This window comes from Streptomyces sp. NPDC104313, from assembly GCF_055583985.1.
This window is the reverse complement of the sequence record NZ_JBVJMW010000008.1, coordinates 273971-296336: the sequence shown is the minus strand read 5'-3', so window position 1 is coordinate 296336 and position 22366 is coordinate 273971. Positions and strand designations below refer to the sequence as shown.

Annotated in this window: 22 protein-coding genes and 1 tRNA gene; 11 read left to right on the top strand and 12 right to left on the bottom strand. The window is 71.3% G+C overall.

The features are described 5' to 3' along the window. Positions 1–245 precede the first annotated feature (245 nt). The gene (locus tag ACZ60Q_RS21110) at positions 246–986 is read left to right on the top strand and encodes a hypothetical protein (protein ID WP_469636615.1); all 741 of its coding nucleotides are present in this window, start codon (positions 246–248) and stop codon (positions 984–986) included. Between the two features lie 62 nt (positions 987–1048). Here ACZ60Q_RS21110 and ACZ60Q_RS21105 read toward each other — a convergent pair. Then, positions 1049–1123: transfer RNA gene (locus tag ACZ60Q_RS21105), tRNA-Cys, on the bottom strand. Positions 1124–1311: 188 nt separating this feature from the next. On the opposite strand from ACZ60Q_RS21105, the gene ACZ60Q_RS21100 reads away from it, so the two are divergent. From ACZ60Q_RS21100 to ACZ60Q_RS21075, 6 genes are all read left to right on the top strand, one after another. Further along, on the top strand, positions 1312–2811 hold the full coding sequence (locus ACZ60Q_RS21100) for an MFS transporter (RefSeq protein WP_469636612.1): 1500 nt from the start codon (positions 1312–1314) through the stop codon (positions 2809–2811). A 35-nt stretch (positions 2812–2846) separates the two neighbouring features. Further along, a complete protein-coding gene (locus tag ACZ60Q_RS21095) occupies positions 2847–3044 on the top strand; it encodes a hypothetical protein (RefSeq protein ID WP_006124909.1) in 198 nt (65 codons plus the stop codon). After that, complete coding sequence (locus ACZ60Q_RS21090; RefSeq protein ID WP_469636608.1) at positions 3044–3424, top strand: type II toxin-antitoxin system death-on-curing family toxin; 381 nt, start codon at positions 3044–3046, stop codon at positions 3422–3424. The genes ACZ60Q_RS21095 and ACZ60Q_RS21090 overlap by 1 nt, the downstream gene beginning before the upstream one ends. Positions 3425–3582: 158 nt before the next feature. After that, entirely contained in the window at positions 3583–5367 is a 1785-nt protein-coding gene (locus ACZ60Q_RS21085) for a DEAD/DEAH box helicase (protein WP_469636606.1), read from the top strand. 500 nt (positions 5368–5867) lie between these two features. Further along, positions 5868–6512: an IclR family transcriptional regulator gene (locus ACZ60Q_RS21080; protein WP_469636603.1), complete on the top strand. Its 645-nt coding sequence runs from the start codon at positions 5868–5870 to the stop codon at positions 6510–6512. 117 nt (positions 6513–6629) lie between these two features. Continuing rightward, positions 6630–7418 (top strand): S16 family serine protease, encoded by a 789-nt coding sequence (locus tag ACZ60Q_RS21075; protein WP_469636600.1) that lies wholly within the window; start codon positions 6630–6632, stop codon positions 7416–7418. Here the strand turns inward: ACZ60Q_RS21075 and ACZ60Q_RS21070 are convergent. The 8 genes from ACZ60Q_RS21070 to ACZ60Q_RS21035 form a co-directional block, all read right to left on the bottom strand. Beyond that, positions 7378–8721 carry an MFS transporter gene (locus tag ACZ60Q_RS21070; protein ID WP_469636597.1) on the bottom strand — a complete coding sequence of 448 codons (1344 nt, stop codon included), beginning with the start codon at positions 8719–8721 and terminating at the stop codon, positions 7378–7380. The two genes, ACZ60Q_RS21075 and ACZ60Q_RS21070, sit on opposite strands and share 41 nt — an antisense overlap. 33 nt (positions 8722–8754) lie before the next feature. Then, positions 8755–8955, bottom strand: a complete 201-nt coding sequence (locus ACZ60Q_RS21065; protein ID WP_469636595.1) for a hypothetical protein — start codon at positions 8953–8955, stop codon at positions 8755–8757. 43 nt (positions 8956–8998) lie between these two features. Next, on the bottom strand, positions 8999–9613 hold the full coding sequence (locus ACZ60Q_RS21060) for a helix-turn-helix domain-containing protein (protein ID WP_469636592.1): 615 nt from the start codon (positions 9611–9613) through the stop codon (positions 8999–9001). A gap of 91 nt (positions 9614–9704) precedes the next feature. Continuing rightward, on the bottom strand, positions 9705–10694 hold the full coding sequence (locus ACZ60Q_RS21055) for a glycine betaine ABC transporter substrate-binding protein (RefSeq protein ID WP_469636589.1): 990 nt from the start codon (positions 10692–10694) through the stop codon (positions 9705–9707). Next, positions 10694–11560: an ABC transporter permease gene (locus ACZ60Q_RS21050; protein WP_469636586.1), complete on the bottom strand. Its 867-nt coding sequence runs from the start codon at positions 11558–11560 to the stop codon at positions 10694–10696. Before ACZ60Q_RS21050 ends, ACZ60Q_RS21055 begins: the two co-directional genes overlap by 1 nt. Beyond that, the gene (locus ACZ60Q_RS21045) at positions 11557–12828 is read right to left on the bottom strand and encodes an ABC transporter ATP-binding protein (protein WP_469636583.1); all 1272 of its coding nucleotides are present in this window, start codon (positions 12826–12828) and stop codon (positions 11557–11559) included. Before ACZ60Q_RS21045 ends, ACZ60Q_RS21050 begins: the two co-directional genes overlap by 4 nt. Continuing rightward, positions 12821–13468 (bottom strand): ABC transporter permease, encoded by a 648-nt coding sequence (locus ACZ60Q_RS21040; protein ID WP_469636580.1) that lies wholly within the window; start codon positions 13466–13468, stop codon positions 12821–12823. Before ACZ60Q_RS21040 ends, ACZ60Q_RS21045 begins: the two co-directional genes overlap by 8 nt. Positions 13469–13503: 35 nt before the next feature. Continuing rightward, a complete protein-coding gene (locus ACZ60Q_RS21035) occupies positions 13504–13989 on the bottom strand; it encodes an Lrp/AsnC family transcriptional regulator (protein ID WP_469636577.1) in 486 nt (161 codons plus the stop codon). A 122-nt stretch (positions 13990–14111) separates the two neighbouring features. On the opposite strand from ACZ60Q_RS21035, the gene hppD reads away from it, so the two are divergent. Beyond that, complete coding sequence (gene hppD, locus ACZ60Q_RS21030) at positions 14112–15257, top strand: 4-hydroxyphenylpyruvate dioxygenase (protein ID WP_469636575.1); 1146 nt, start codon at positions 14112–14114, stop codon at positions 15255–15257. A 124-nt stretch (positions 15258–15381) separates the two neighbouring features. Here the strand turns inward: hppD and ACZ60Q_RS21025 are convergent, their stop codons facing one another. Then, positions 15382–17067, bottom strand: a complete 1686-nt coding sequence (locus tag ACZ60Q_RS21025; protein ID WP_469636572.1) for a tetratricopeptide repeat protein — start codon at positions 17065–17067, stop codon at positions 15382–15384. A 98-nt stretch (positions 17068–17165) separates the two neighbouring features. On the opposite strand from ACZ60Q_RS21025, the gene ACZ60Q_RS21020 reads away from it, so the two are divergent. Then, positions 17166–18533, top strand: a complete 1368-nt coding sequence (locus tag ACZ60Q_RS21020; protein WP_469636569.1) for an FAD-binding oxidoreductase — start codon at positions 17166–17168, stop codon at positions 18531–18533. Positions 18534–18558: 25 nt separating this feature from the next. Here ACZ60Q_RS21020 and ACZ60Q_RS21015 read toward each other — a convergent pair whose 3' ends face one another. Continuing rightward, positions 18559–19041: an SsgA family sporulation/cell division regulator gene (locus ACZ60Q_RS21015; protein WP_469636566.1), complete on the bottom strand. Its 483-nt coding sequence runs from the start codon at positions 19039–19041 to the stop codon at positions 18559–18561. 247 nt (positions 19042–19288) lie between these two features. On the opposite strand from ACZ60Q_RS21015, the gene ACZ60Q_RS21010 reads away from it, so the two are divergent. Both ACZ60Q_RS21010 and ACZ60Q_RS21005 read left to right on the top strand, forming a co-directional pair. Continuing rightward, complete coding sequence (locus ACZ60Q_RS21010; RefSeq protein ID WP_469636564.1) at positions 19289–20818, top strand: RDD family protein; 1530 nt, start codon at positions 19289–19291, stop codon at positions 20816–20818. 161 nt (positions 20819–20979) lie between these two features. After that, positions 20980–21648, top strand: a complete 669-nt coding sequence (locus ACZ60Q_RS21005; protein ID WP_469636561.1) for an RDD family protein — start codon at positions 20980–20982, stop codon at positions 21646–21648. A 31-nt stretch (positions 21649–21679) separates the two neighbouring features. On the opposite strand, the gene ACZ60Q_RS21000 is transcribed toward ACZ60Q_RS21005, so the two are convergent. Then, positions 21680–22003 (bottom strand): hypothetical protein, encoded by a 324-nt coding sequence (locus ACZ60Q_RS21000; protein ID WP_469636558.1) that lies wholly within the window; start codon positions 22001–22003, stop codon positions 21680–21682. Positions 22004–22366 lie beyond the last annotated feature (363 nt).

The following is a 22366-nucleotide window of genomic DNA, read 5'->3' as shown; positions in this document are numbered from 1 at the left end:
GCCGCGCCGACGACGAGCGGACCGACGCGGGGCAGCGGCCCCGCGCTCGGTGAGCGGCCCCACACGTGCCCCCCGGCCTCCCGGTTCCGTGCGGGCCCTTCGCCTCCGTCGCCGGCGCGAGAAGCCGCCCGGAGCGACGGAGACTCCTGGACACTTTCGGGTTGGCCCGGAGAACTGGACAATGCCGCGGAGGGCCGAACCTGTCCGAAGGTTCGTACCGTTGTCCGACCAGGGGAGAGCTCTACGTGATCACCGAGCCGGAGTTGGTGGGCGATCCCGGGCCGGGCGGGCCCGCGGACGTGGTGAGCGGATTCGACCGGGAGCCCGCGACCGGGCGGCGCCGGGGGCAGGGGCCGCTGTGGGCCGCCGCCGGAGCGCTGGCGGCTTCGGCGGTGTGGGCGGCGGCGGTCTTCGCGTACGGGATCGGCGGCGACGAGAAGCCCGATCCGCGCGGCTACCGGGTGGAGTCCGACTCCTGCGCCGCGATGGAGCTGAAGGCGCTCTCCGAGGCGGCGGGGGAGCCGGACTCCGAGCCGGCGACCCAACTGGACGGCATCGAGCATCCCGCCCTCCACCGCATCCGCTGCACCGTCGACTTCAAGGAGTCGGAAGTCGCGGGCTGGACCATGGGCCTTCAGGCGTCTCTCACGGCCGAGCTGCACAAGGAGAGCGACCCGCGCCCCGAGTTCGAGGCGAGCAGCACGCTGACGGAGATCGAAGGCTCGGGCGTGGACCGGGTGGAGCGCGTGCCGGACCTCGGGGACCTGGCCTATCTGGTGGTCATGGAGGACAACTCCCTGCGGCTGACGGCGGTGGATGGAGGTGCCGTCGTGACGCTCACCCTGTTCGTCTGGACGTCCCCTCCCGACGATGCCACCGGCGAAGAGGGACTGCCGGACGTCGTGGACCAACCCGAGGTGCTCGGGTACCAGGGCGATCTGATCAGCGACCTGCGCGATGTGATGAAGGCGCTGAGGACGCACTGAGCACCGACCGCTGTACGCGCGCGGAGGTGGCCGCCCCCGTAGCGGGGACGGCCACTTCGCGGTGGAGACCGTGACCGGATTCGAACCGGTGTAACTCGAGTTGCAGTCGAGCCCCTGAGCCTCTCGGGCACACGGTCGGGTGCGGTGTTCCTTTGCCGTCGATGACGCTACGGGCCCTGGCCCGCCGCCTCAAGGAATCAGGCCCGCCCGCAACGCGACTGCCATACGCCGTTCACACCGGGGCCCGGGGCCTACGACCAAGGGCCGAGGGCGGTGCCGCACATGGACAGGGTTCAAACCGCTCCATGCCCCTTACGCTGGGCCCATGACCGCCCTCGAACCGCGTGACGGCACCGATGCCGCACACCTCGCGCCGCCCGCGACCGACGCTCACTCCCCGGACCCGCTGTCCGGCATCCCCCTCGCAGCCGTGGAAGGGGTCCTCGGGCGCACCTACCGGGCGCTCAGCATCGGCATCGTCTCCGTGGTGTTCCTCATCGCGTTCGAGGCCACGGCGGTCGGCACGGCCATGCCGGTCGCCGCACGCGAGCTGAACGGGATACCCCTCTACGCGTTCGCCTTCTCCGCGTACTTCACCACCAGCCTGTTCGCCATGGTCCTCTCCGGTCAGTGGGCCGACCGTCGCGGGCCGCTCCAGCCGCTCGCCACCGGGATCACCGCGTTCGGCGTCGGCCTGCTGCTCTCCGGGGCGGCCACCAGCATGTGGATCTTCATCGCGGGCCGGGCGGTCCAGGGGCTCGGCGGCGGGCTGGTGATCGTCGCCCTGTACGTGGTCATCGGGCGGGCCTACCCCGAGCGCATCAGGCCCGCGATCCTGGCGGCCTTCGCCGCGAGCTGGGTGATCCCCTCCGTCGTCGGGCCGCTCGCCTCCGGGACGGTGACCGAGCACCTCGGCTGGCGCTGGGTCTTCGTCGGCATCCCCGCCCTCATCGTGATCCCTCTCGCGCTGGCCCTCCCGGCGATCCGGCGGACGGCCTCCGGGCCCGCGGACCCGGCCGCCGCCACCGAACCGTACGACCGCCGCCGGATCCGGCTCGCCCTCGGGATCTCGGCCGGGGCGGGGCTGCTCCAGTACGCGGGGCAGGAGCTGAACTGGCTCGCGCTCCTGCCGGCCGCCCTGGGCGTCGCCCTGCTGGTGCCCGCCGTCCGCGGACTGCTGCCCACCGGGACCGTACGGGCGGCGACCGGGCTGCCCTCGGTGGTCCTCCTGCGCGGGGTCGCGGCCGGGTCGTTCGTCGCCGCCGAGTCCTTCGTACCGCTGATGCTCGTCACCCAGCGCGGGCTGTCCCCGACGATGGCCGGGCTCTCGCTGGCCGTGGGCGGGGCGACCTGGGCGCTCGGTTCGTTCGTGCAGTCCCGGCCGCGCATGGAGCCCCACCGGGAGCGGCTGATGGTGACCGGAATGGTGCTGGTCGCCGCCTCGATCGCGGTGGCGCCCTCTGTGCTGATCGAGGGGGTCCCGGTCTGGACCGTCGCCGTCGCCTGGGCCTTCGGCTGCTTCGGGATGGGCATGGTGATCGCCTCCACCAGCGTGCTGTTGCTGAAGCTGTCCGCCCCGGAGGAGGCGGGCTCCAACTCCGCCGCCCTCCAGATCTCCGACGGGCTCTCCAATGTGCTGCTGCTGGCCGGTGGCGGCGCGGCCTTCGCCGCGCTCGGCGGCGGCGCGGTGGGCGCGGCCGCGCACGGGGCGGCACAGGCCGGCGCCGCCGGCTCGCACCCGGGCGCGTTCGCCGCCGTGTTCCTGCCGATGGCGGGGGTGGCGCTGGTGGGGGCCTGGGTGGCTACGCGGGTGCGGGAGAGGTAGCGGCACCACGCGGTACCGGCCGGTACCATAAGCCTATGGCTGGTCTGAATCTGCGGTTCACCGAGGAAGAGCTGAACTCTCTGCGCGCCCGTGCCGAGGCAGAGGGCAGGAGCATGCAGGCATTCGCGCACGATGCGGTGATCACTGCCATAAACGAGCACTCGCGGCTCTTCAATGAGGCCGCGGACCATGTTCTGAAGGCGAGTGAGGAGCTCAACCGGAGGCTCGCCTGATGCAGTACCTGACCCTGCCCGAGCTGTTGAACCTGGCGGAGCGGCTCAGGACGGCGGAGGTGCGCGACTACGGGCTGCTGGAGTCGGCGCTGGCCAGACCGCAGGCGAGCGTGTTCGGTCAGGACGCCTATCCGGATGTCTGGCAGAAGGCCGCGGCTCTGATGGAATCCCTGGCCCGCAACCATGGACTGGTGGACGGCAACAAACGCATCGCGTGGTACGCGACCTGGGTGTTCCTCCACATGAACGGCCATCCGCTCGATCCGCGCTTCGATGTCGACGAAGCGGAGCGGTTCGTGTTGGCCGCGTGCCAGGGTGCCCTGGACATGCCCAAGATCGCCGAGCGGTTGCCGGGGTTCGCCCGACAGCCGTCCCTGTGAAGAGCGTCTCAACGGACTCGAACCGCGACTCGTTCGTACGGGTTCCCGGCCGGCCCACCGGTAGGGTGGCCCGGTTGTCGTATCGCGGGCCGGGCCGATCAGCGCCGGGTCCGGTGCGGACAGCGCCCCACGTACCCGAGAGCCCCGAACCGGAGACCGTGACTACTACCACCGCCTCCCACCATCTCTCACCCGCCTTTCCCGGCCGTGCCCCCTGGGGCACCGCCGGGAAGCTGCGAGCCTGGCAGCAGGGCGCCATGGAGAGGTACATCCAGGAGCAGCCGCGCGACTTCCTCGCCGTCGCGACGCCCGGCGCCGGCAAGACCACGTTCGCGCTGACCCTTGCGTCGTGGCTGCTGCATCACCATGTCGTGCAGCAGATCACCGTCGTCGCCCCGACCGAGCACCTCAAGAAGCAGTGGGCGGAGGCGGCCGCGCGGATAGGCATCAAGCTCGATCCCGAGTACAGCGCCGGTCCGCTGAGCAAGGACTACCACGGGGTCGCCGTGACGTACGCCGGTATCGGTGTCCGTCCGATGCTGCACCGCAACCGCTGCGAGCAGCGCAAGACGCTCGTGATCCTCGACGAGATCCACCACGCCGGTGACTCGAAGTCCTGGGGCGAGGCCTGCCAGGAGGCGTTCGACCCGGCGACCCGGCGGCTCGCGCTGACCGGTACGCCGTTCCGGTCGGACACCAACCCGATCCCGTTCGTCGCGTACGAGGAGGGCAACGACGGCATCCGCCGCTCCTCCGCCGACTACACCTACGGCTACGGCAACGCGCTCGCCGACGGCGTCGTCCGCCCGGTCATCTTCCTCAGCTACAGCGGCAACATGCGCTGGCGCACCAAGGCCGGCGACGAGATCGCCGCCCGGCTCGGCGAGCCGATGACCAAGGACGCCATCGGGCAGGCCTGGCGCACCGCGCTGGCGCCTACCGGTGACTGGATCCCCAACGTGCTCTCCGCCGCCGACAAGCGGCTCACCGAGGTCCGCAAGGGCATCCCCGACGCGGGTGGCCTCGTCATCGCGACCGACCAGGAGTCGGCGCGCGCCTACGCCAAGATCCTCAAGAAGGTCACCGGCGAGACGCCGACCGTGGTCCTCTCCGACGAGAAGGCCGCCTCGAAGAAGATCGACCGGTTCAGCGGGGACGAGTCGCGCTGGATGGTCGCGGTCCGCATGGTGTCCGAGGGCGTCGACGTGCCACGTCTCGCCGTCGGCGTGTACGCCACGACGATCTCCACGCCTCTCTTCTTCGCCCAGGCGGTAGGGCGCTTCGTGCGCTCCCGCCGGCGCGGGGAGACCGCGTCCGTGTTCGTGCCGACGATCCCGATGCTCCTCGACTTCGCCAACGAGATGGAGGTCGAGCGCGACCACGTGCTCGACAAGCCGAAGAAGGGCAGCGACGAGGAGAACCCGTTCTCCGAGGAGGACAAGCTCCTCGCCGACGCGGAGAAGCTGGAGGACGAGGAGACCGAGGAGCAGTTGCCCTTCGAGGCGCTGGAGTCCGACGCCGTCTTCGACCGTGTGCTGTACGACGGCGCCGAGTTCGGTATGCAGGCCCACCCCGGCTCCGCGGAGGAACAGGACTACCTCGGCATTCCGGGGCTCCTGGAACCGGACCAGGTCCAGCTTCTCCTCCAGAAGCGGCAGAGCCGGCAGATCGCGCACAGCCGCCAGAGGCCGGCCGAGGAGGCCGATCTCCTGGAGAAGCCCGCCGACGCCCGGCCCGTGGTGACCCACAAGCAGCTGCTGAGCCTGCGCAAGCAGCTCAACACGATGGTCTCCGCCTACACCCACCAGAGCGGCAAGCCCCACGGTGTCATCCACACCGAACTGCGCCGGGTCTGCGGCGGCCCGCCGAGCGCGGAGGCCACGGCCCACCAGATCCAGCAGCGCATCGTGAAGGTCCAGGAGTGGGCGACCCGGATGACGTGAGCGGGGGAGCCGTCCGTTTTCGTCGGCCCGTACGGAGGTGCCCTCTCCGTGCGGGCCGACCGCGTTCCGCGGCCTCGCGGCGACGACGCTCTCCCGTGATCCGCCGAGATGTTTCCGGCCGTCGCGGCGGGGAATTTTCTCGGTGGTTGTTCACGCATTGTTAACGTTGGTTCACATGTGTGGACGCGCCGCCCCCTTGGCGTCGTGACACGTGAACGCGCGTAGATGTTCGCTTTCCGGACGCCGTCCCGCTGACCGGCCCTTATGCGCGCGCCGTTCCGGGCCTCCGTGTCCGGAGACCGGATTCTGGACGAGGACTTCCGCTGAGCGGACCGGCTCGCTACTGTCCCCGCCATATGGACGCCCCGTGGCAACGCCGCCGCGGAGCGCAGCCGGTGCCTTGCCAGGCCGGCGGCCTCTCCGTGTGTCGCCGCTGGGACCGGCGTCGCAACCCGCCGGAGCAGGACCGTCGTCGCTCACCCCGAAGAGGAGAGGGCGTCGTGACAGCGGAGACCTCGCAGACGCTCGACCGAGGACTACGCGTCCTCAAACTGCTCGCCGACACCGATCACGGCCTGACGGTCACCGAGTTGTCCAACAAACTCGGCGTCAACCGGACCGTCGTCTACCGATTGCTCGCCACCCTGGAGCAGCACGCCCTGGTCCGCCGTGATCTGGGCGGTCGCGCCCGGGTCGGCCTCGGTGTGCTGCGGCTCGGCCGACAGGTGCACCCGCTCGTCCGGGAAGCCGCGCTGCCCGCGCTGCGCTCCCTGGCCGAGGACATAGGGGCCACCGCCCATCTCACGCTCGTCGACGGCAGCGACGCCCTCGCGGTCGCCGTCGTCGAGCCCACCTGGACCGACTACCACGTCGCCTACCGGGCCGGGTTCCGGCATCCGCTGGACCGGGGTGCGGCGGGCCGGGCCATCCTGTCCGCCCGGCAGACGACGGATGCCGGACACCCCGGCTACACCCTCACCCACGGCGAACTCGAGGCCGGGGCCAGTGGGGCGGCGGCGCCCCTGGTCGGCGTCTCGGGCGTGGAGGGCAGCGTCGGTGTCGTCATGCTCGCCGACGCCATACCGGAGCGGGTCGGGCCCCGCGTGCTCGACGCGGCCCGGGAAGTGGCCGACGCGCTGCGGTAGACCCGTACCGGAGACCCGTACCGGAGACCCGGAGGCGGGGGCCCGGAGGCCCGGGGGCCCGTACCGGCAGGGGAGTGGCCGACGCGCCTGCCGGAGCGCGGCGGTTAGATTGGGTGCGTGCTCACTCGTCTCACGCGCCCCCGCGTCCTCGCCCTCTGCGCGCTGCCCGTCCTCGCCCTCTTCGGTACCGCGGCCTTCGCACCGCTGCCGTTCACCCTGGCCCGGCCCGGGCTGACCGCGGACGTGCTCGGCAAGGACGACGGGCGGCCGGTGATCACCATCACCGGCGCCGAGACCCGGCCCACCGACGGGCAGCTGAGGATGACGACGATCCTCGCCACCGGGCCGAAGGCGGACGTCCGTATCGGCGAGGTGATCGACGGCTGGTTCCGGACCGACCGGGCTGTCATGCCGCGTGACTCCGTGTACCCCACCGGCGGCTCCGAGAAGGAGATCGAGAAGCACAACCTCGACGATATGAAGCAGTCGCAGAACGTCGCCGTCGACGCCGCCCTGAACTACCTGGACCGCGAGCCCGGTTCGATGCGGGTCGAGGTGGACCTCGGCGACATCGGCGGCCCGAGCGCCGGCCTCTTCCTCTCCCTCGGCATCATCGACAAGCTCGACGGCAACGGCTCCGGCGGCGACCTCACCGGCGGCCGTACCATCGCCGGTACGGGGACGGTCAGCGCGGACGGCAAGGTCGGCGCGGTCGGCGGCGTGTCGATGAAGGCCCAGGGTGCCCACCGGGACGGGGCGGGCGTCTTCCTCGTGCCGAAGGCCGAGTGCGCCCAGGCGGAGGCCGAGGCGCCCGACGGGCTGCGGATCGTGCCCGTCTCCACGCTGAAGGACGCGGTCGGCTCGCTCAAGGCCCTCCAGACGGGCGGGACGGTACCGGGCTGCTGACCCGCGGTTCCACGGAGGGTTTCTGTTCCTTCTCCGCTCGCGGCACAGAGGGCTCCGGGCGATCCGCTGTCTCCACCACCGGCGCGTCGTCCAGCGTCCGCCAGGACGGGAACACCAGCGGGCTGAGCGTGGCCAGGAAGTAGACCCCGCCCATCAGCAGCAGTGCCCCTCCCGCCCCGGCGCCCTCCACCAGCAGCCCGGCCGCGAGTCCGCCCAGCGGCATCGCGAACTCGCAGCCCGCCGTCAGCGCCCCCGCCACCCGGCTGCGCAGCCGGTCCGGCACGCGCTCGTAGATGACCGTCGTCAGGATCGGGTTCAGCATGCCGCCCGCGATCCCGCCCAGCAGCATCGTCACCGCGAGCGGAAGCGTCGTCCCGGTCACCGCCGCGACCAGGAACCTCGGCGCGCCGCACAGGATCACGCACACCGTGAACACCGCCCGGCGCGGGAACCGGTGCCCCACCGCCCCGTACAGCAGGGCCCCCGCCAGCCCGCCCGCCCCGAACATCGCGGTGAGCAGCCCGATGGCCCTCGCGCCGCCCAGCTCGCCCTCGGCGTGCACCGGGAGCAGTACCGCGTTCCAGCCCTGGTCGGTGCCGTTCATGAGCATCACCATGACCACGATCGCCAGCAGCAGCCGGTCGCCCAGCAGGTGGGCGTACCCTTCGCGGAGTTCGCCGCCGTAGGCGCGCAGGGAGACCGGGGCCTCGGCCTTCCGCGGTTCGGCCGCGCGCACTCCCCGCACCCCCCCGGCGATCAGCAGGGCGGACAGGGCGAACGTCGCCGCGTCCAGCAGCAGGACCGTCTCCGCGCCGGCGAAGGCGATGAGGACGCCGGCGAGCGCCGCGCCGACCATCCGGGCCCCGCGCGAGACCGCGTCGAAGAGGCCGGCGGCCCGGGGCAGTGTGGTGCCCGCGTGCTCGGCCAGGTCCGGGATCAGGACGTAGCGCGCGGTGTTGCCCGGGGTGTGGGCGAACCCGTTGAGCGCCATCAGCACGCACAGCATCCAGAAGCCGAGGACCCCGGCGAAGTGCAGCAGCGGGATCGCCGCGATGGCCGACGCGCACACGGCGTCGGAGGCGATGGCGACCCGACGGCGGCCGATCCGGTCGATGACCGGTCCGCCGATCAGCGCGGCGACGACGATCGGCAGGGTGGCGCAGAAGGCGACGAACCCTGCCCGGCCCGCGCTGCCGGTGGTCTCCAGGACGAACCAGGGGACGCCGATCAGGGTCAGTGAAGTGCCAGCGGTGGATATGGAGTTGGCCGCGAGCGTGGCGGCGAGCGGGGTGCGGTTCCCCATGGCGCTGTTTCCCCCGAGTCGGTTAGGTCGTCGTTATGCGGCACGGAAGGCGCCGGTGCGGGGAGCGGGCGCGGTCGCCTCCCGGCTCTGGGCCGTCAGTCGCAGGCCGACCTCGACCAGGGTCCAGCCGACCCGGGTGCGCAGGCTGGTGCGGGGGAGGCGGAACGCCGTTGCCTCCCCCTGGAGTTCGGACGCGCGGGTGGCGTGCAGGAGGTGGTGTACGTCGGCATGCATGAAGGGATTCCCTTCGGGAGGGCGGCTGTTGGCGGCGCGGTGTTCATTCGGAGGAGCGCGGGAAGGTGTGCAGGTGGGTCCGGACGACGGCCGAGCCCTCGGTGTCGTCGGGGACGCGGCCCCGGTAGCTCTCCACGAGCTCCTGGGCCTTGCGGGCCAGCTCCAGTGCCAGCTCCGGGGTGAGGCGGATCGTGAAGTCGCTCATGTCCCAGCCGCGTTGCCATTCCTCCGGCCAGTCGTCCATCGTGCCCAGCCAGGTGTTGAGCTCCTGGGCGTGGCTCGTGGCCGTCTCGTGGAGGAGGAAGTCGATGGCCCCGCGTACCTCCGGGTCGGCGTGCGTGCGGAATTCGGCGCTCTCGACGGTCGAGCCGTCGTGGGCCGCCCGCCACCAGCGTTCGCGGCCCTTGCCCAGCTCCGGGGCGTCCTCGACCATCCCGGACTCGGCCAGCCGGCGCAGGTGGTAGCTGGTCGCGCCGCTCGACTCGCCCAGCCGCTCTCCGAGCTTGGAGGCGGTGGCGGGGCCGAAATCGCGCAGCGCTTTCAGCAGCCGCAGCCGGAGGGGGTGCGCGATGGCCCGCAGGGTGCGGGCGTCGACGTTGTGGATCTTCCGGTCGGAGCCGTCGTAGCGGTAGGGGCGGACGTCCTCGTTCTCTGCCATGGTTCGAAGATAGAGATGCAAAGAGTGCTTTGCAAGGCTTTTTTGCAAGGAATCGTTTGCAACGACTCTTCGTGACTCATCCCTTCGCGACTCATCCCTCCTTGATGAACCCCTCCGCCACCAGCCAGTCCTTCGCCACTTCGTGCGGGTCCTCGCCGTCCACGTCCACCTTGGCGTTCAGCGTCTGCGCGACCTCGGTCGTCAGCTTCTTCGCGAGCGGGTCCAGCAGCTCCGCGATCACCGGGTACTTCTCGAAGGTGGCCTCGTGGATGACCGGGGAGGCGTTGTAGTTGGGGAAGAAGTGCTTGTCGTCCACCAGGACGTCCAGGTTCATGGCCTTGATGCGCCCGTCGGTGGTGAACACCTCGCCCAGCAGGCAGGAGCTGGACGTGGAGACCTGGGTGTAGATGATCCCGGCGTCCATCTTCCGGATGTTGCCGGCCGGGATCCTCATCCCGTACTTCTTCTCCATGCCGGGCAGCCCGTCGTCGCGGGAGGCGAACTCGTTCTCCACACAGATCGTCACCGCGCCCGGGTCCTTCTTCGCCAGGGCCGCCACGTCCGAGAGCGTCCTCAGCCGGTACTTCGCGTTGTTCTTCTTGCTGATGGCGAGCGCGTACGTGTTGTCGAGCGGGGCCGGCGGCAGCCAGATCACCCCGTTGCCCCTGTCCTCGTCCCGCACCGCCTCGTACTGCTTCTCCGGGTCGACGATGGGGTTCGCGTGGCCGAGGTAGGTGATCCAGCCGGTGCCGGTGTAGTCCCACTGCGCGTCGGCGTCGCCGTTGATGATGGCCTCGCGCGCGCTGATCGAACCCGGCAGGTTCGTCCGGTCCAGGACCGCCGCCCCGGCCGCCTTGAACACCAGGCCGGTCATCTGGCCCAGGATGATGTTCTCGCTGAAGTTCTTCGACGTCACCGTCAGCGTCGCGCCCTTGAGCGGCTCGCCCTGCCCGACCGACCCGGGCGATACGTCGTCCACCATCGGCGAACCGCTCTTGAGCCCACAGCCGCCCAGGAGCAGAGCCAGGGCCAGCGCTCCGGCCGCCCGAGCCCCGAGAGACACCCGGCGCGTCCTCCTCATCACTCCTCCAGCCCGCGCGGCGTCAGCGCCAGTTCGGCCAGCGAGGCCAGCCAGTCCACCAGCAGGGCCAGCACCACCGTCAGCACCGAGCCGATGATCAGCACCGGCATCCGCTGCGTCTGGATCCCCGAGGTGATCAGGTCGCCCAGTCCGCCGCCCCCGCCGAACGTCGCCAGCGTCGCCGTGCCGACGTTCAGGACCAGTGCCGTACGCACCCCGGCCAGGATCAGCGGCACCGCGAGCGGCAGCTCCACCTTCATCAGTACGCCCCGCCCGGACATTCCCATCCCGCGCGCCGCCTCGATCATGTTCGGCTCGATCACCCGCAGACCCGCCACCGTGTTGGAGAGCACCGGCAGCACCGCGTAGATCACGATGCCGATGATCGCGGTCCGCGGGCCGATGCCCAGCCAGATCACCAGCAGCGCCAGCAGACCGATCGCGGGCGTCGCCTGCCCGATGTTGGCCAGCGCGGTGAACGCCGGGGCCGCCTTCCGCAGCCGCCGCCGGGTCAGGGCGATGCCCAGCGGGATCGCGATGATCAGCACCCAGAACGTGGAGATCGCCGTCAGCCGCACGTGCTGCCACCAGCGCAGCTGCACATTGCCGCCGGAGAGCGAGTTCTCCGCGATCGAGTCCAGGTGGATGTTGGTGATCCATAGGTAGGTGACGACCACGATGACCACGAGCACCACCGGCAGGACCACCAGCTTCCGCCAGGTGAACCGGCGCTCCGGCCCCGCCGGGGCGGGGGACGGGTCGCTCTCCTCGTCGTGGAACGCGTGGCCCTTGACGTCGTGTTCGCCCGGCGGCCGGGCCGGGGTGGCCGGGCCCTTGCCGGAGCCGGACGGATGGCTGGGGCTCATACTCCGCCGCCATCCCCTTCCAGCGCCTGCTCCGTCCGGTGGACGCGCAGCTCCTCCAGCTCGTGCTGGTGCTCCATCGCGGTCAGCCGGTCGGCCTCCAGCAGCTCCTGCACGTTGTCCATCAGCGTCTTCATGTCGACGACCCCGATGAACTCGCCGCGCCGCCCGGTCACCGCGACCCGGCCGCCGCTGTCGGTGAGGACCGCCTCCAGCGCGTCGTGCAGGGTGGCGTCCCGGGTCACGGTGTCGTGCACCAGCTGCCCGGCCCGCGCCAGCGAACCGCGCGCCCGCATCAGGTCGCCGCGCCGCAGCCACTTGTACGGGCGGTTCCGGCGGTCCAGCATCAGCAGCTCGTTGTGCGGGCCGCTGCGCAGCTTGTTGAAGATCGACTGGAGCGGGTCCTCGACCGTCACCGTCGGGAAGTCCGCGATGCCCACATCCCGTACGCGGGTCAGGTTCAGCCGCTTGAGGGCCGCGCCCGCGCCGACGAAGCCGGAGACGAAGTCGTCCGTCGGGTTGGTGAGGATCGCCTCGGGGGTGTCGAACTGCGCGATGTGCGAGCGCTCCCGGAGCACCGCGATCCGGTCGCCGAGCTTGATCGCCTCGTCGAAGTCGTGGGTGACGAACACGATCGTCTTGTGCAGCTCGTGCTGGAGCCGGATCAGCTCGTCCTGGAGGTGGTCACGGGTGATCGGGTCGACCGCCCCGAACGGTTCGTCCATCAGCAGCACCGGGGGGTCGGCGGCCAGCGCCCGCGCCACCCCCACCCGCTGTTGCTGCCCGCCGGAGAGCTGGCGCGGATAGCGGCCGTGGAACTCGCGCGGGTCCAGGCCCACCAGGTCGAGCATCTCCTCCACCCGGTCCTTCACCCGGGACTTGGACCAGCCGACCATCTTCGGGACCAGGGCGATGTTGTCCGCGACCGTCATGTGCGGGAAGAGGCCCGACGACTGGATGGCGTAGCCGATCTTGCGGCGCAGCTTCACCGGGTCGATGTCGGTGACGTCCTCGTCGTCGATCCGGATCCGGCCCGACGTCGGCTCGATCAGCCGGTTGATCATCTTCAGGGTGGTGGACTTCCCGCAGCCGGACGGCCCGACGAAGATCACCGTCTCGCCCGCCCTGATCTCCATCGAGACGTTCTCGACGGCCGGGTTCGGGTTGCCCGGGTAGTTCTTGGTGAGGTTGTCCAGCTGGATGGTGGCCCCGGAGGTGGCGGCGGTCCCGCCCGCGGTGACGGCCCCGGTGTCGGTATCGGTCTCAGGCACGGATCCCCCTCGGGATGGTCAGCCGTCCCAGCAGGACGTACGCGGCGTCGAAGAGCAGGGCGAGGACGACGATGCCGAGCGTGCCCGAGAGGACCTGGTTGATCGCGTTGGCGCTGCCCAGCGAGGCGATGCCCCGGAAGATCTCGTTGCCGAGGCCGGGCCCGGAGGCGTACGCGGCGATGGCGGCGATGCCCATCAGCATCTGGGTGGAGACCCGGATCCCGGTCAGGATCGGCGGCCAGGCGAGCGGCAGCTCCACCCGGCACAGCCGTGCGAGCCGCGACATCCCGATGCCCGTCGCCGCGTCGACCAGGGACGGATCGACGCCCCGCAGTCCGACGATGGCGTTCCGGACGATCGGCAGCAGCCCGTACAGGGTCAGGGTGATCACGGTCGGCGCGACGCCGAGGCCGACCAGCGGGATCAGCAGACCGATCGCGGCGAGGGAGGGGATGGTGAGGATCGTGGCGGTGGAGGTGATGGCCAGCGAGCCGCCCCAGCCGCTGCGATAGCTCACCACCCCGATGACCACGCCCAGCGCGGTGGCGATGACCATGCACTGGAAGACCACGCTGACGTGCTGGAACGCATCCGTGAGGAGCTGCTGGTGGCGGGTGTTCAGATACTCCCAGAAGCTCACACGGCACTCCTTCGGATCAATGACGCCCCGGGGCGTCAATGATCGGATCGGTCGGTGTCCTCGGCCGCCTGTTCCACCAGCGGGATGATCCGCAGCGGAACCGGGTTCTCCATGACGATCGCCGTGGAAGCCCGGACAATGCCATCAAATCCGACAACCCGGTCGATCACCCGCTGAAGATCGGCGTTGGAACGGGCCACCAGACGGCAGAACATGTCGCCGTGCCCGGTGGTGGTGTGGAGCTCCAGCACTTCCGGTACGCCGCCCAAATGGGCCCGTACGTCGACCCCTTGGCCCTGTTTGATCTCCAGCGTGGCGAACGCGGTGACCGGGTAGCCGAGCGCCGCCGGATCCACGTCGGGGCCGAACCCCCGGATGACGCCGTTCGACTGAAGGCGGTCCAGCCGCGCCTGTACGGTCCCGCGTGCCACCCCGAGTCGCCGGGATGCCTCGAGGACACCGATCCGCGGTTCGCGCGCCAGGAGCACGATGAGCCGCCCGTCCAGATGATCGATCGCCATGAGCCTGCCTTCGATGGTCACCCTGTACGAATAGTCCGGCCATCATGGCGATTCGCTGAACACATTGACCAGCCGATACGCGAACTGTTGCGCACCTTGCGATGTGGGGAGAGCCTTCGAATATGACTGAGACTCTGCACACCAGCCCCGAGACCGCCCGGCAGGCCGACCCCTTCCCGGTCAGGGGAATGGACGCGGTCGTCTTCGCCGTGGGCAACGCCAAGCAGGCCGCGCACTACTACTCGACCGCCTTCGGCATGAAGCTGGTCGCCTACTCCGGACCGGAGAACGGCACCCGCGAGACCGCGAGTTACGTCCTGACCAACGGTGCCGCCCGCTTCGTGTTCACCTCCGTGATCAAACCGTCCACCGAGTGGGGCACCTTCCTCGCCGACCATGTCGCCGAGCACGGCGACGGCGTCATCGACCTCGCGATCGAGGTCCCGGACGCCCGGGCCGCGTACGCGTACGCCGTCGAGCACGGCGCCCGGGGTCTCACCGAGCCGCACGAGGTCAAGGACGAGCACGGCACCGTCGTCCTCGCCGCCATCGCCACCTACGGCGAGACCCGTCACACCCTGGTGGAGCGCTCCGGCTACGAGGGCCCCTACCTCCCCGGCTTCGCGGCGGCCTCGCCGATGGTCGAGCCGCCCGCCAAGCGCACCTTCCAGGCGATCGACCACTGCGTCGGCAACGTCGAGCTCGGCCGGATGAACGAGTGGGTCGGCTTCTACAACCAGGTCATGGGCTTCACCAACATGAAGGAGTTCGTGGGCGACGACATCGCCACCGAGTACTCCGCCCTGATGTCGAAGGTCGTCGCCGACGGCACGCTCAAGGTCAAGTTCCCGATCAACGAGCCGGCCATCGCGAAGAAGAAGTCGCAGATCGACGAGTACCTGGAGTTCTACGGCGGCGCGGGCGTCCAGCACATCGCGCTCGCCACGAACGACATCGTCGCCTCGGTCCGCGCGATGCGCGCCGCGGGCGTCCAGTTCCTGGACACGCCGGACTCGTACTACGACACCCTCGGCGAGTGGGCCGGCGAGACCCGGGTGCCGGTGGAGACCCTGCGCGAGCTGAAGATCCTCGTCGACCGCGACGAGGACGGCTACCTGCTGCAGATCTTCACCAAGCCGGTCCAGGACCGGCCGACCGTCTTCTTCGAGATGATCGAGCGCCACGGCTCCATGGGCTTCGGCAAGGGCAACTTCAAGGCCCTGTTCGAGGCGATCGAGCGCGAGCAGGAGAAGCGCGGCAACCTCTGAGCCGCACCGGCCGCGCGTCTTTGGACCGCGGCTCCGCCTGATCCGCGTCCCGGCACGCGCAACGCCGCCGCGGTCCGGGGCAGTACCCCGGACCGCGGCGGCCCCCATCGTTGACGACGCCCCGTCAGGAGCTCTCCGACGCCCCGGCCGCCGCCGATCTCTCCGCCGCCGGGCTGCTCGCCGCCGTCTTCGACGGAACCGGGGCCGGACGCGGAGACGTCGAGGGGGCCGGAGGCGGAGACGTCGAGGGGGCCGGAGCCTCGGGCTTCGTCTCCCGCCTCGGCTCCGGCTTCGGCCCGGGGACCGGCGGGGCCGGGGGCGGCTGCATGTCGCCCGGTCCGCCCGGCGGCGGCTCGCCCAGTGCCTCCAGCGCCTCCCGGGCCAGCGGCGCGGCCAGCGGCGAGAAGGCCGGGTTGGTGCGCACGGCCTCCTCCAGATGGCGGCGCGCCGGACCGTAGTCCTCCAACTCCCGCTGGATGATGCCCAGGTGGTACGCGTACGAGGCGTTCCGCACGCCCGTGCCGACGGCCTGCTCCGCGTACTTGAGACCTTCCTCCGGCTTGCCCGCCCGGTGCAGCGCCCAGCCCAGCGCGTCCGCCACCGCCGCACCGCGGTGCTGCTTCCGCCACTGGCCGCGCAGCAGCTCCACGGCCTCGTCCGGGTCCCCGTGGTCGGCCTCGAAGCGGGCCAGCAGCAGGGACTCGTCGACCCCGGCCCTCTTCGCCCCGGCCGCCATCTCCAGCAGCTTCGCGTACTGCGTGCGGGCATCCCCGTCCAGCCCCAGCGACTCGTACAGCTCGCCCAGCTCCAGGGCGTACTCCGGGCGCGGGAGCTTCTCCAGCGCGCTCTGGTACGCGGCCAGCGCCTCGTCGGTGCGGTCCAGCGCCACCAGGGCCCGGGCCCGGCCGGCCAGCGAGGCGTGGTGACCGGCGTCCGTGCGCAGCGCCGCGTCGAACTGCGCCACCGCCTCATCCGGTTCGCCCCGCTCCCAGGCAAGCTCGCCCAGACGGTGCAGCGCCTCGGCCTTCTCGGCGGGCTGCGTCGCCCGGTCCGCCGCCTCCCGGGCGGTGGCCAGCGCGTCCTCGCGCCAGCCCTGGCCCCGGTACAGCTCGGCGGTGCGGGCCAGCGCCGGGACGCCCTTGCGCAGCTCGCCGAACTTCTCCGTCGCCGCGGTCACCGCCTTCTGGTCGCCGAGACCGGTGTACGCGTCGATGAGGACCGGATACACGCTCCAGGCCTTCGGCTGCCGGGACTTGACCGTCTCGCCCCACCGCTTCGCCGCGAGGAAGTCGTGCCGGGCGTTGGCCAGGGCAGCCAGGCCCACCCACGCCTCCCCGTTGCCGCGCTCGCCCGCCCGCGCCTTGAGCGAACGCTTCAGGGTCTCCTCGGCGCGGGCGTAGTACGCCGTGTCCGCCGAACGCCGCGCCCACTCCACGTACGCCGTGCCGAGCGTCGCCAGGGACGGGGCGTCGGACGGGTGGGACTCCACCCACTTCTGCCGGTCCCCGATCAGCGCGGTGAGGTCCGAGAGCGAGGCGGGGGAGCCCGCGGTCGTCGCCGCCTCGGCCCGCTCGACCGGCCCCGGTTCCCTCGGCACCTCGCCCTCCCCGCCCTCCACCGCCACCAGCGCCCCGGCCAGCAGCACCCCGGCGGCGACCGCGCCGAACGCGGCCCTGCGCAGCGTCGTCCGCAGGGTGGGCGGTGGCGGGGGTACGGCGGTGGCGCCTTCGGCGGGCAGCACGTAGGGGTCCTGCGGGGACGGTCCGGGCGGCTGGCGGGACTCCGGATCCTGCTGCGGCATGACATCCATGGCCATCACTGTGCGTCAGTCATACGAGCACACCGCGCCTTGGGATCGTCGCCGCCCTACGGGTTCACACCATTGGCCCCGGGTGTCACGCTTGGATCATGAGCGATCTCCTCGAACGGCTGCGCGCGGGACTGCCCCCCGAGGCGCTGATCACCGATCCGGACGTCACCGCGTCCTACGCCCACGACATGGCGAGCTTCTGCGAGGCCGGCACCCCGGCCGTCGTCGTGCTCCCCCGCACGGTCGAGCAGGTCCAGCACGTCATGCGCACCGCCACCGCGCTGCGCGTCCCGGTCGTCCCACAGGGTGCCCGTACCGGCCTGTCCGGCGCGGCCAACGCCTCGGACGGCTGCATCGTGCTGTCCCTGGTGAAGATGGACCGGATCCGGGAGATCAGCCCGGTCGACCGGATCGCCGTCGTCGAACCGGGCGTCGTCAACGCGGTGCTGTCACGCGCGGTGAACGAACACGGTCTGTGCTACCCGCCGGATCCCTCCAGCTGGGAGACGTGCACCATCGGCGGCAACATCGGCACCGCGTCCGGCGGCCTGTGCTGCGTGAAGTACGGGGTCACCGCCGAGTACGTCCTGGGCCTGGACGTCGTCCTCGCCGACGGACGGCTCCTGACCACCGGCCGCCGCACCGCCAAGGGCGTCGCCGGATACGACCTGACCCGGCTCTTCGTCGGCTCCGAGGGCAGCCTCGGGATCGTCGTCAAAGCCGTCCTCGCGCTCAAACCGCAGCCACCCCAGCAGCTCGTCCTCGCCGCCGAGTTCCCCTCGGCAGCCGCCGCCTGTGACGCTGTGTGCCGGATCATGGAGCACGGTCACACCCCGTCACTCCTCGAACTGATGGACCGTACGACGGTGCGTGCCGTCAACGCGCTGGCCTCCATGGGTCTGCCCGAGACCACCGAGGCCCTGCTGCTCTGCGCCTTCGACACCCCCGACCCCCTCGCCGACCTCGCCGCCGTCGGAGCGCTGTGCACCGCCGCCGGGGCCACCGAGGTGGTCCCGGCCGACAGCCCCGCCGAGTCCGAACTCCTCCTCCAGGCGCGCCGGATGGCGCTCACCGCGCTGGAGGCCGTCAAGTCCGCCACGATGATCGACGACGTCTGCGTACCGCGCTCGCAGCTCGGCGCGATGCTCGCGGGCACGGCGGCCATCGCGAAGGAGTACGACCTCACCATCGGCGTCTGCGCCCACGCGGGCGACGGCAACACCCACCCCGTCGTCTGCTTCGACCACGACGACCCCGACGAGTCCCGCCGGGCCCGTGAGTCCTTCGACGCGATCATGGCCCTCGGCCTCGAACTGGGCGGAACCATCACCGGCGAACACGGCGTCGGAGTCCTCAAGAAGGAGTGGCTCGCCCGCGAACTGGGCGAGACCGGCATCGAACTGCAGCGCGGCATCAAGGCGGCCTTCGACCCGCTCGGCCTCCTCAACCCCGGCAAGCTCTTCTGACCGCGGCCCTCCTGTCCGGCCGTCCTCACGCCTCACCGTCCTGGGACGGCGCGTCGTCGGACGACCAGGGGTCGCTCAGCCACAGGTCGTCGGCCGGCAGCGGGGACAGCAGCTCCGCCAGCTCCTCGTCCATGCCGAGCCGGTCGGCCTCGGTGCCCGGCGGCACCACCCGCAGGGTCCGCTCCACCCAGGCGGCCACGGCGGCCGAGCCCATTTCGAGCAGGGCGTTGCCGTCGGGCGAGGTGAGGGCCACGCAGATGACGCTGTGGTTGTCGACCTTCGTCGGCCAGATCCGTACGTCCCCGTGCCCGCACGGCCGGAACACGCCCTCCACCAGCAGCTCCCGGGCGAACGTCCAGTGCACGGGCGACTCGGAGCCGATGTGGAAGGCGATGTGCACGGCGTACGGGTCGTCCGTGCGATACGTCAGCCGGGCGGGCACCGGGATGGACCGCTCGGGGGACAGGACCAGCTTCAGTTCCAGCTCACGTTCCACGATGCTCATCATGAGAATGCACAACCTTCCGGTGCTCGTGGGCCGGCCCCGTGACCGTCCCGCACAAGGAGAGAGCGCCCTCCCCGCCACCTATTACGCGACTTCTCGAAAAAACTTCGCGCCGCCCCGAAAGTGGTCCCGAACAGGTGGACCGGCCCGGGGGTGGCCGACTGTCTGATAGATGTGGACCCTTGTATTGAGGCCGTCCGCCCGCCCGGCGGGGACGGCCTGAGGCCTCGAAGAGATACGGGACCCGCTGATGAGCGCGCCAACTCCGGCACCCGGTGACGAAAGCCCCCGCGAGGGCTATTACCCCGACCCCTCCATCCCCGGCTACGTCCGGTACTGGAACGGCGCGTCCTGGGTCCCCGGCACGAGCCGTCCCGCGCCCCGTCAGGCGGGTCCGGCCACCGCTCCCTCCGCCGGTGCGCAGGCCGCTCCGGCGGAGGAGACCGGGCCGATCTTCTTCGACGAGGAGGACCGCCCCCAGGACGGCCCCGGGTCCCCGGCCGGGTCCGGTGAACCCGTCGTGGACCACGCGGACACGGACCACGCGGACGCCGCGTCCGTCTGGCAGGCGGACACCGCACGCCAGAACGGTTTCGGCGGCGAACGGGACCACCGGGTCGGCTGGGGTGGGCCGGCGCAGGAGTCCCCCGGCCGCCCGTCGCCGTCGGCCGACCCGAGGGCGCCGCTGGCCCAGGAGCCGACCGGCGGCGCGCTGCCGGGGATGCGGGACGGCGGCGGCCGGCCCGTCGAGGAGGCCGGGGTGCGTCCGCCGACCGACGGGACGGTCACGATCCGCGCGGTGGGGCCGCGCACGCCGGGGCCCAACGCCGTACAGCCCAACGCCGTACAGCCCAACCTCGCGCAGCCCGCACCCGCACCCGCACCCGCTCCCGCACCGTCGAACGCCGGTACGCAGCAGGGGCCGCAGAACGTGGGTGCGGCACAGAACAGCCTCGTACCGGCTCCGGCGCCCCGGGCGCTGCCCGCGCAGGTACAGCAGGCACCGCTGCCGACTCCCGCCCCGGCTCCCGTACCCGTACCGCAGGAAGTGCGGCAGCGGCCGGTCCAGGCCCCCGACCCCAGGCCCCCGGCGGCCCCGCAGCCGTCACGGGCGCCGGGCCCCGGCGGCGGCTCGGCCTCCTGGGCACAGCAGGACCGCCAACCGGCCCAGCCCGAACCGCAGCACCAGCAGCAACAGCAATCGCACCAGCACCAGGGGCCGGGCGCGGACCAGCCCGTCGTGCCCTGGAAGCCGCCGGTCGACGACCCCTTCCAGCAACTCGCGCGTAACCAGGCCTCGGCCAGGCCCGCGGGACTCGGCAGGCGCTTCGCCGCCCGACTGGTCGACAGTCTCGTTCTCGGCGCGGCCGTCGGGGCGGCGGCGGTCCCCCTGGTGACCCGGGCGCTCGACCACATCGACCGGAAGATCACCGCGGCGAAGGAGTCGGGAGAGACGGTCACCGTCTGGCTGCTGGACTCCACCACCGGGGCGCTGCTGGGGGCTCTGCTCGCCGCGTTCCTCCTCATCGGCTTCCTCCTGGAGGCGCTGCCGACAGCCAAGTGGGGGCGGACACTGGGCAAGAGGCTCTGCGGGCTCGACGTACGGGACATCGAGTCCCACGACCCGCCCACTCTGGGTGCCGCCCTGCGCCGCTGGCTCGTCTACGGCGTGCTGGGGCTGCTCGTCATCGGCGTGGTCAACGTTCTCTGGTGCCTCATCGACCGTCCCTGGCGTCAGTGCTGGCACGACAAGGCGGCCCGCACCTTCGTCGCCGGCTGAGTGGGCCGAGCTGGCCGAGCGGACTGAGTCGGCCGAGCGGGCCCCCGGGACGCGTGGCCGGGCGCGGGGCGGCATGCCCGTTTAGACTCGTATGCCGCTGTGTGTCCCCCGAACGTACCTGAGCCGTTGCGGGGCCCGGTGGTGCGGGATGCACTGCCCCCATGAGCAACGACCAGCCGACGCCCGGCCAGCCGCCCGAGGACGACGATCCGTTCCTCAAGAAGCCGCAGGAGCCCTCGCCGCCGTCCGAGGGTCAGCCGTACGGCAGCGCGCCGCCCCCGCCGCCTCCTCCGCCGAACGATCCGTACGGCAGCGGCAGCGGCGGGGGCTTCGGGGCGCCCGATCCGCTGGCCGGAATGCCGCCGCTCGCCGAGCCGGGGAAGCGGATCCTGGCGCGGCTCATCGACTTCCTCATCATCTCGATCCCGCTGTACCTGATCTCGTTGCCCTGGGGCGGCGCGGTCGACGTCAACGGGGACGGCGACGACGGGTTCGGCGACGCGGTCGCCAACGGGTACAGCGGGCATCAGCTGGTGTGGTCGATCATCGGCCTGGTGGTCTACGTCGCCTACGACACGTACTTCACTCACAAGGACGGCCGTACGGTGGGCAAGCGGCTGCTGAAGCTGCGCGTCGCGATGCTGAACGACGGGCGGGTACCCGACACCCGGGCCGCGCTGATGCGGGCTGTCGTGCTCTGGGCTCCGGCACTGCTGTGCTGCCCGTGCCTGTGGTGGCTGATCAACATCGTGCTGATGTTCACCGACAAGCCCTATCGGCAGGGGTTGCAGGACAAGGCGGCCAAGACGGTCGTGGTGGCCGCCCGCTAGCGGACGGCCGTCCCGCGGTCCCGTCGCCCGCTCAGCGGCGCGGCGAGCGGTCGTCCGTCGGCGCCGGTGCCGACGAGCGGCCCGCCGGAACCCGCTCCCGGGCCCCGATGCCCTCCAGGGCGTGATGGGTTCGGGCGGCGGCATCGGTGGTCGCCGTCTGCCCGGTCCCCTCCGCTCCGCGGTGGCGGGGGAGGGGCAGACGCACGGCGACCAGGAGGCCGAGGGTCAGCGCGGTCGTGCCGACGGCGGCGACGCCGATGCCGGACTCGGTGCGGAACAGCAGCAACAGGGCGAGCGTCGTGACGACGACGGTGGCCGAACCGTAGGCGAACTGTGCGACAGTCGGACGCGGCATGGCGGTTTCCGTCCTCGGGACGTCGGATGGGCGGGCGGCGGTCGGCACGATCGTGCGCGCCGAACGACCCTACGACGGTGAATGCCCACCCGGACCGGTAGTAAGCGTGACCTAACACATGGTACCGGTGCACAGGGGGCGCACGGAGTCACGCCTCTCACCAACCGGACAGCGGGACGCGCCCTTCGGGGCGTGACGAACGGTCCGCTCCGGGCCGCCGACGTTCTTTTACCGTTCCTATGCCCTCCCCATGCCGTCCGCATACCGGAAGGACGCTCCGCATAGTGCACTTGGTCTGTTCAAGTCAAGGTCTGTCTTTTCTCTCGTAACTCCGATCGAATGTCGTCACTTGTGACGCGTTTA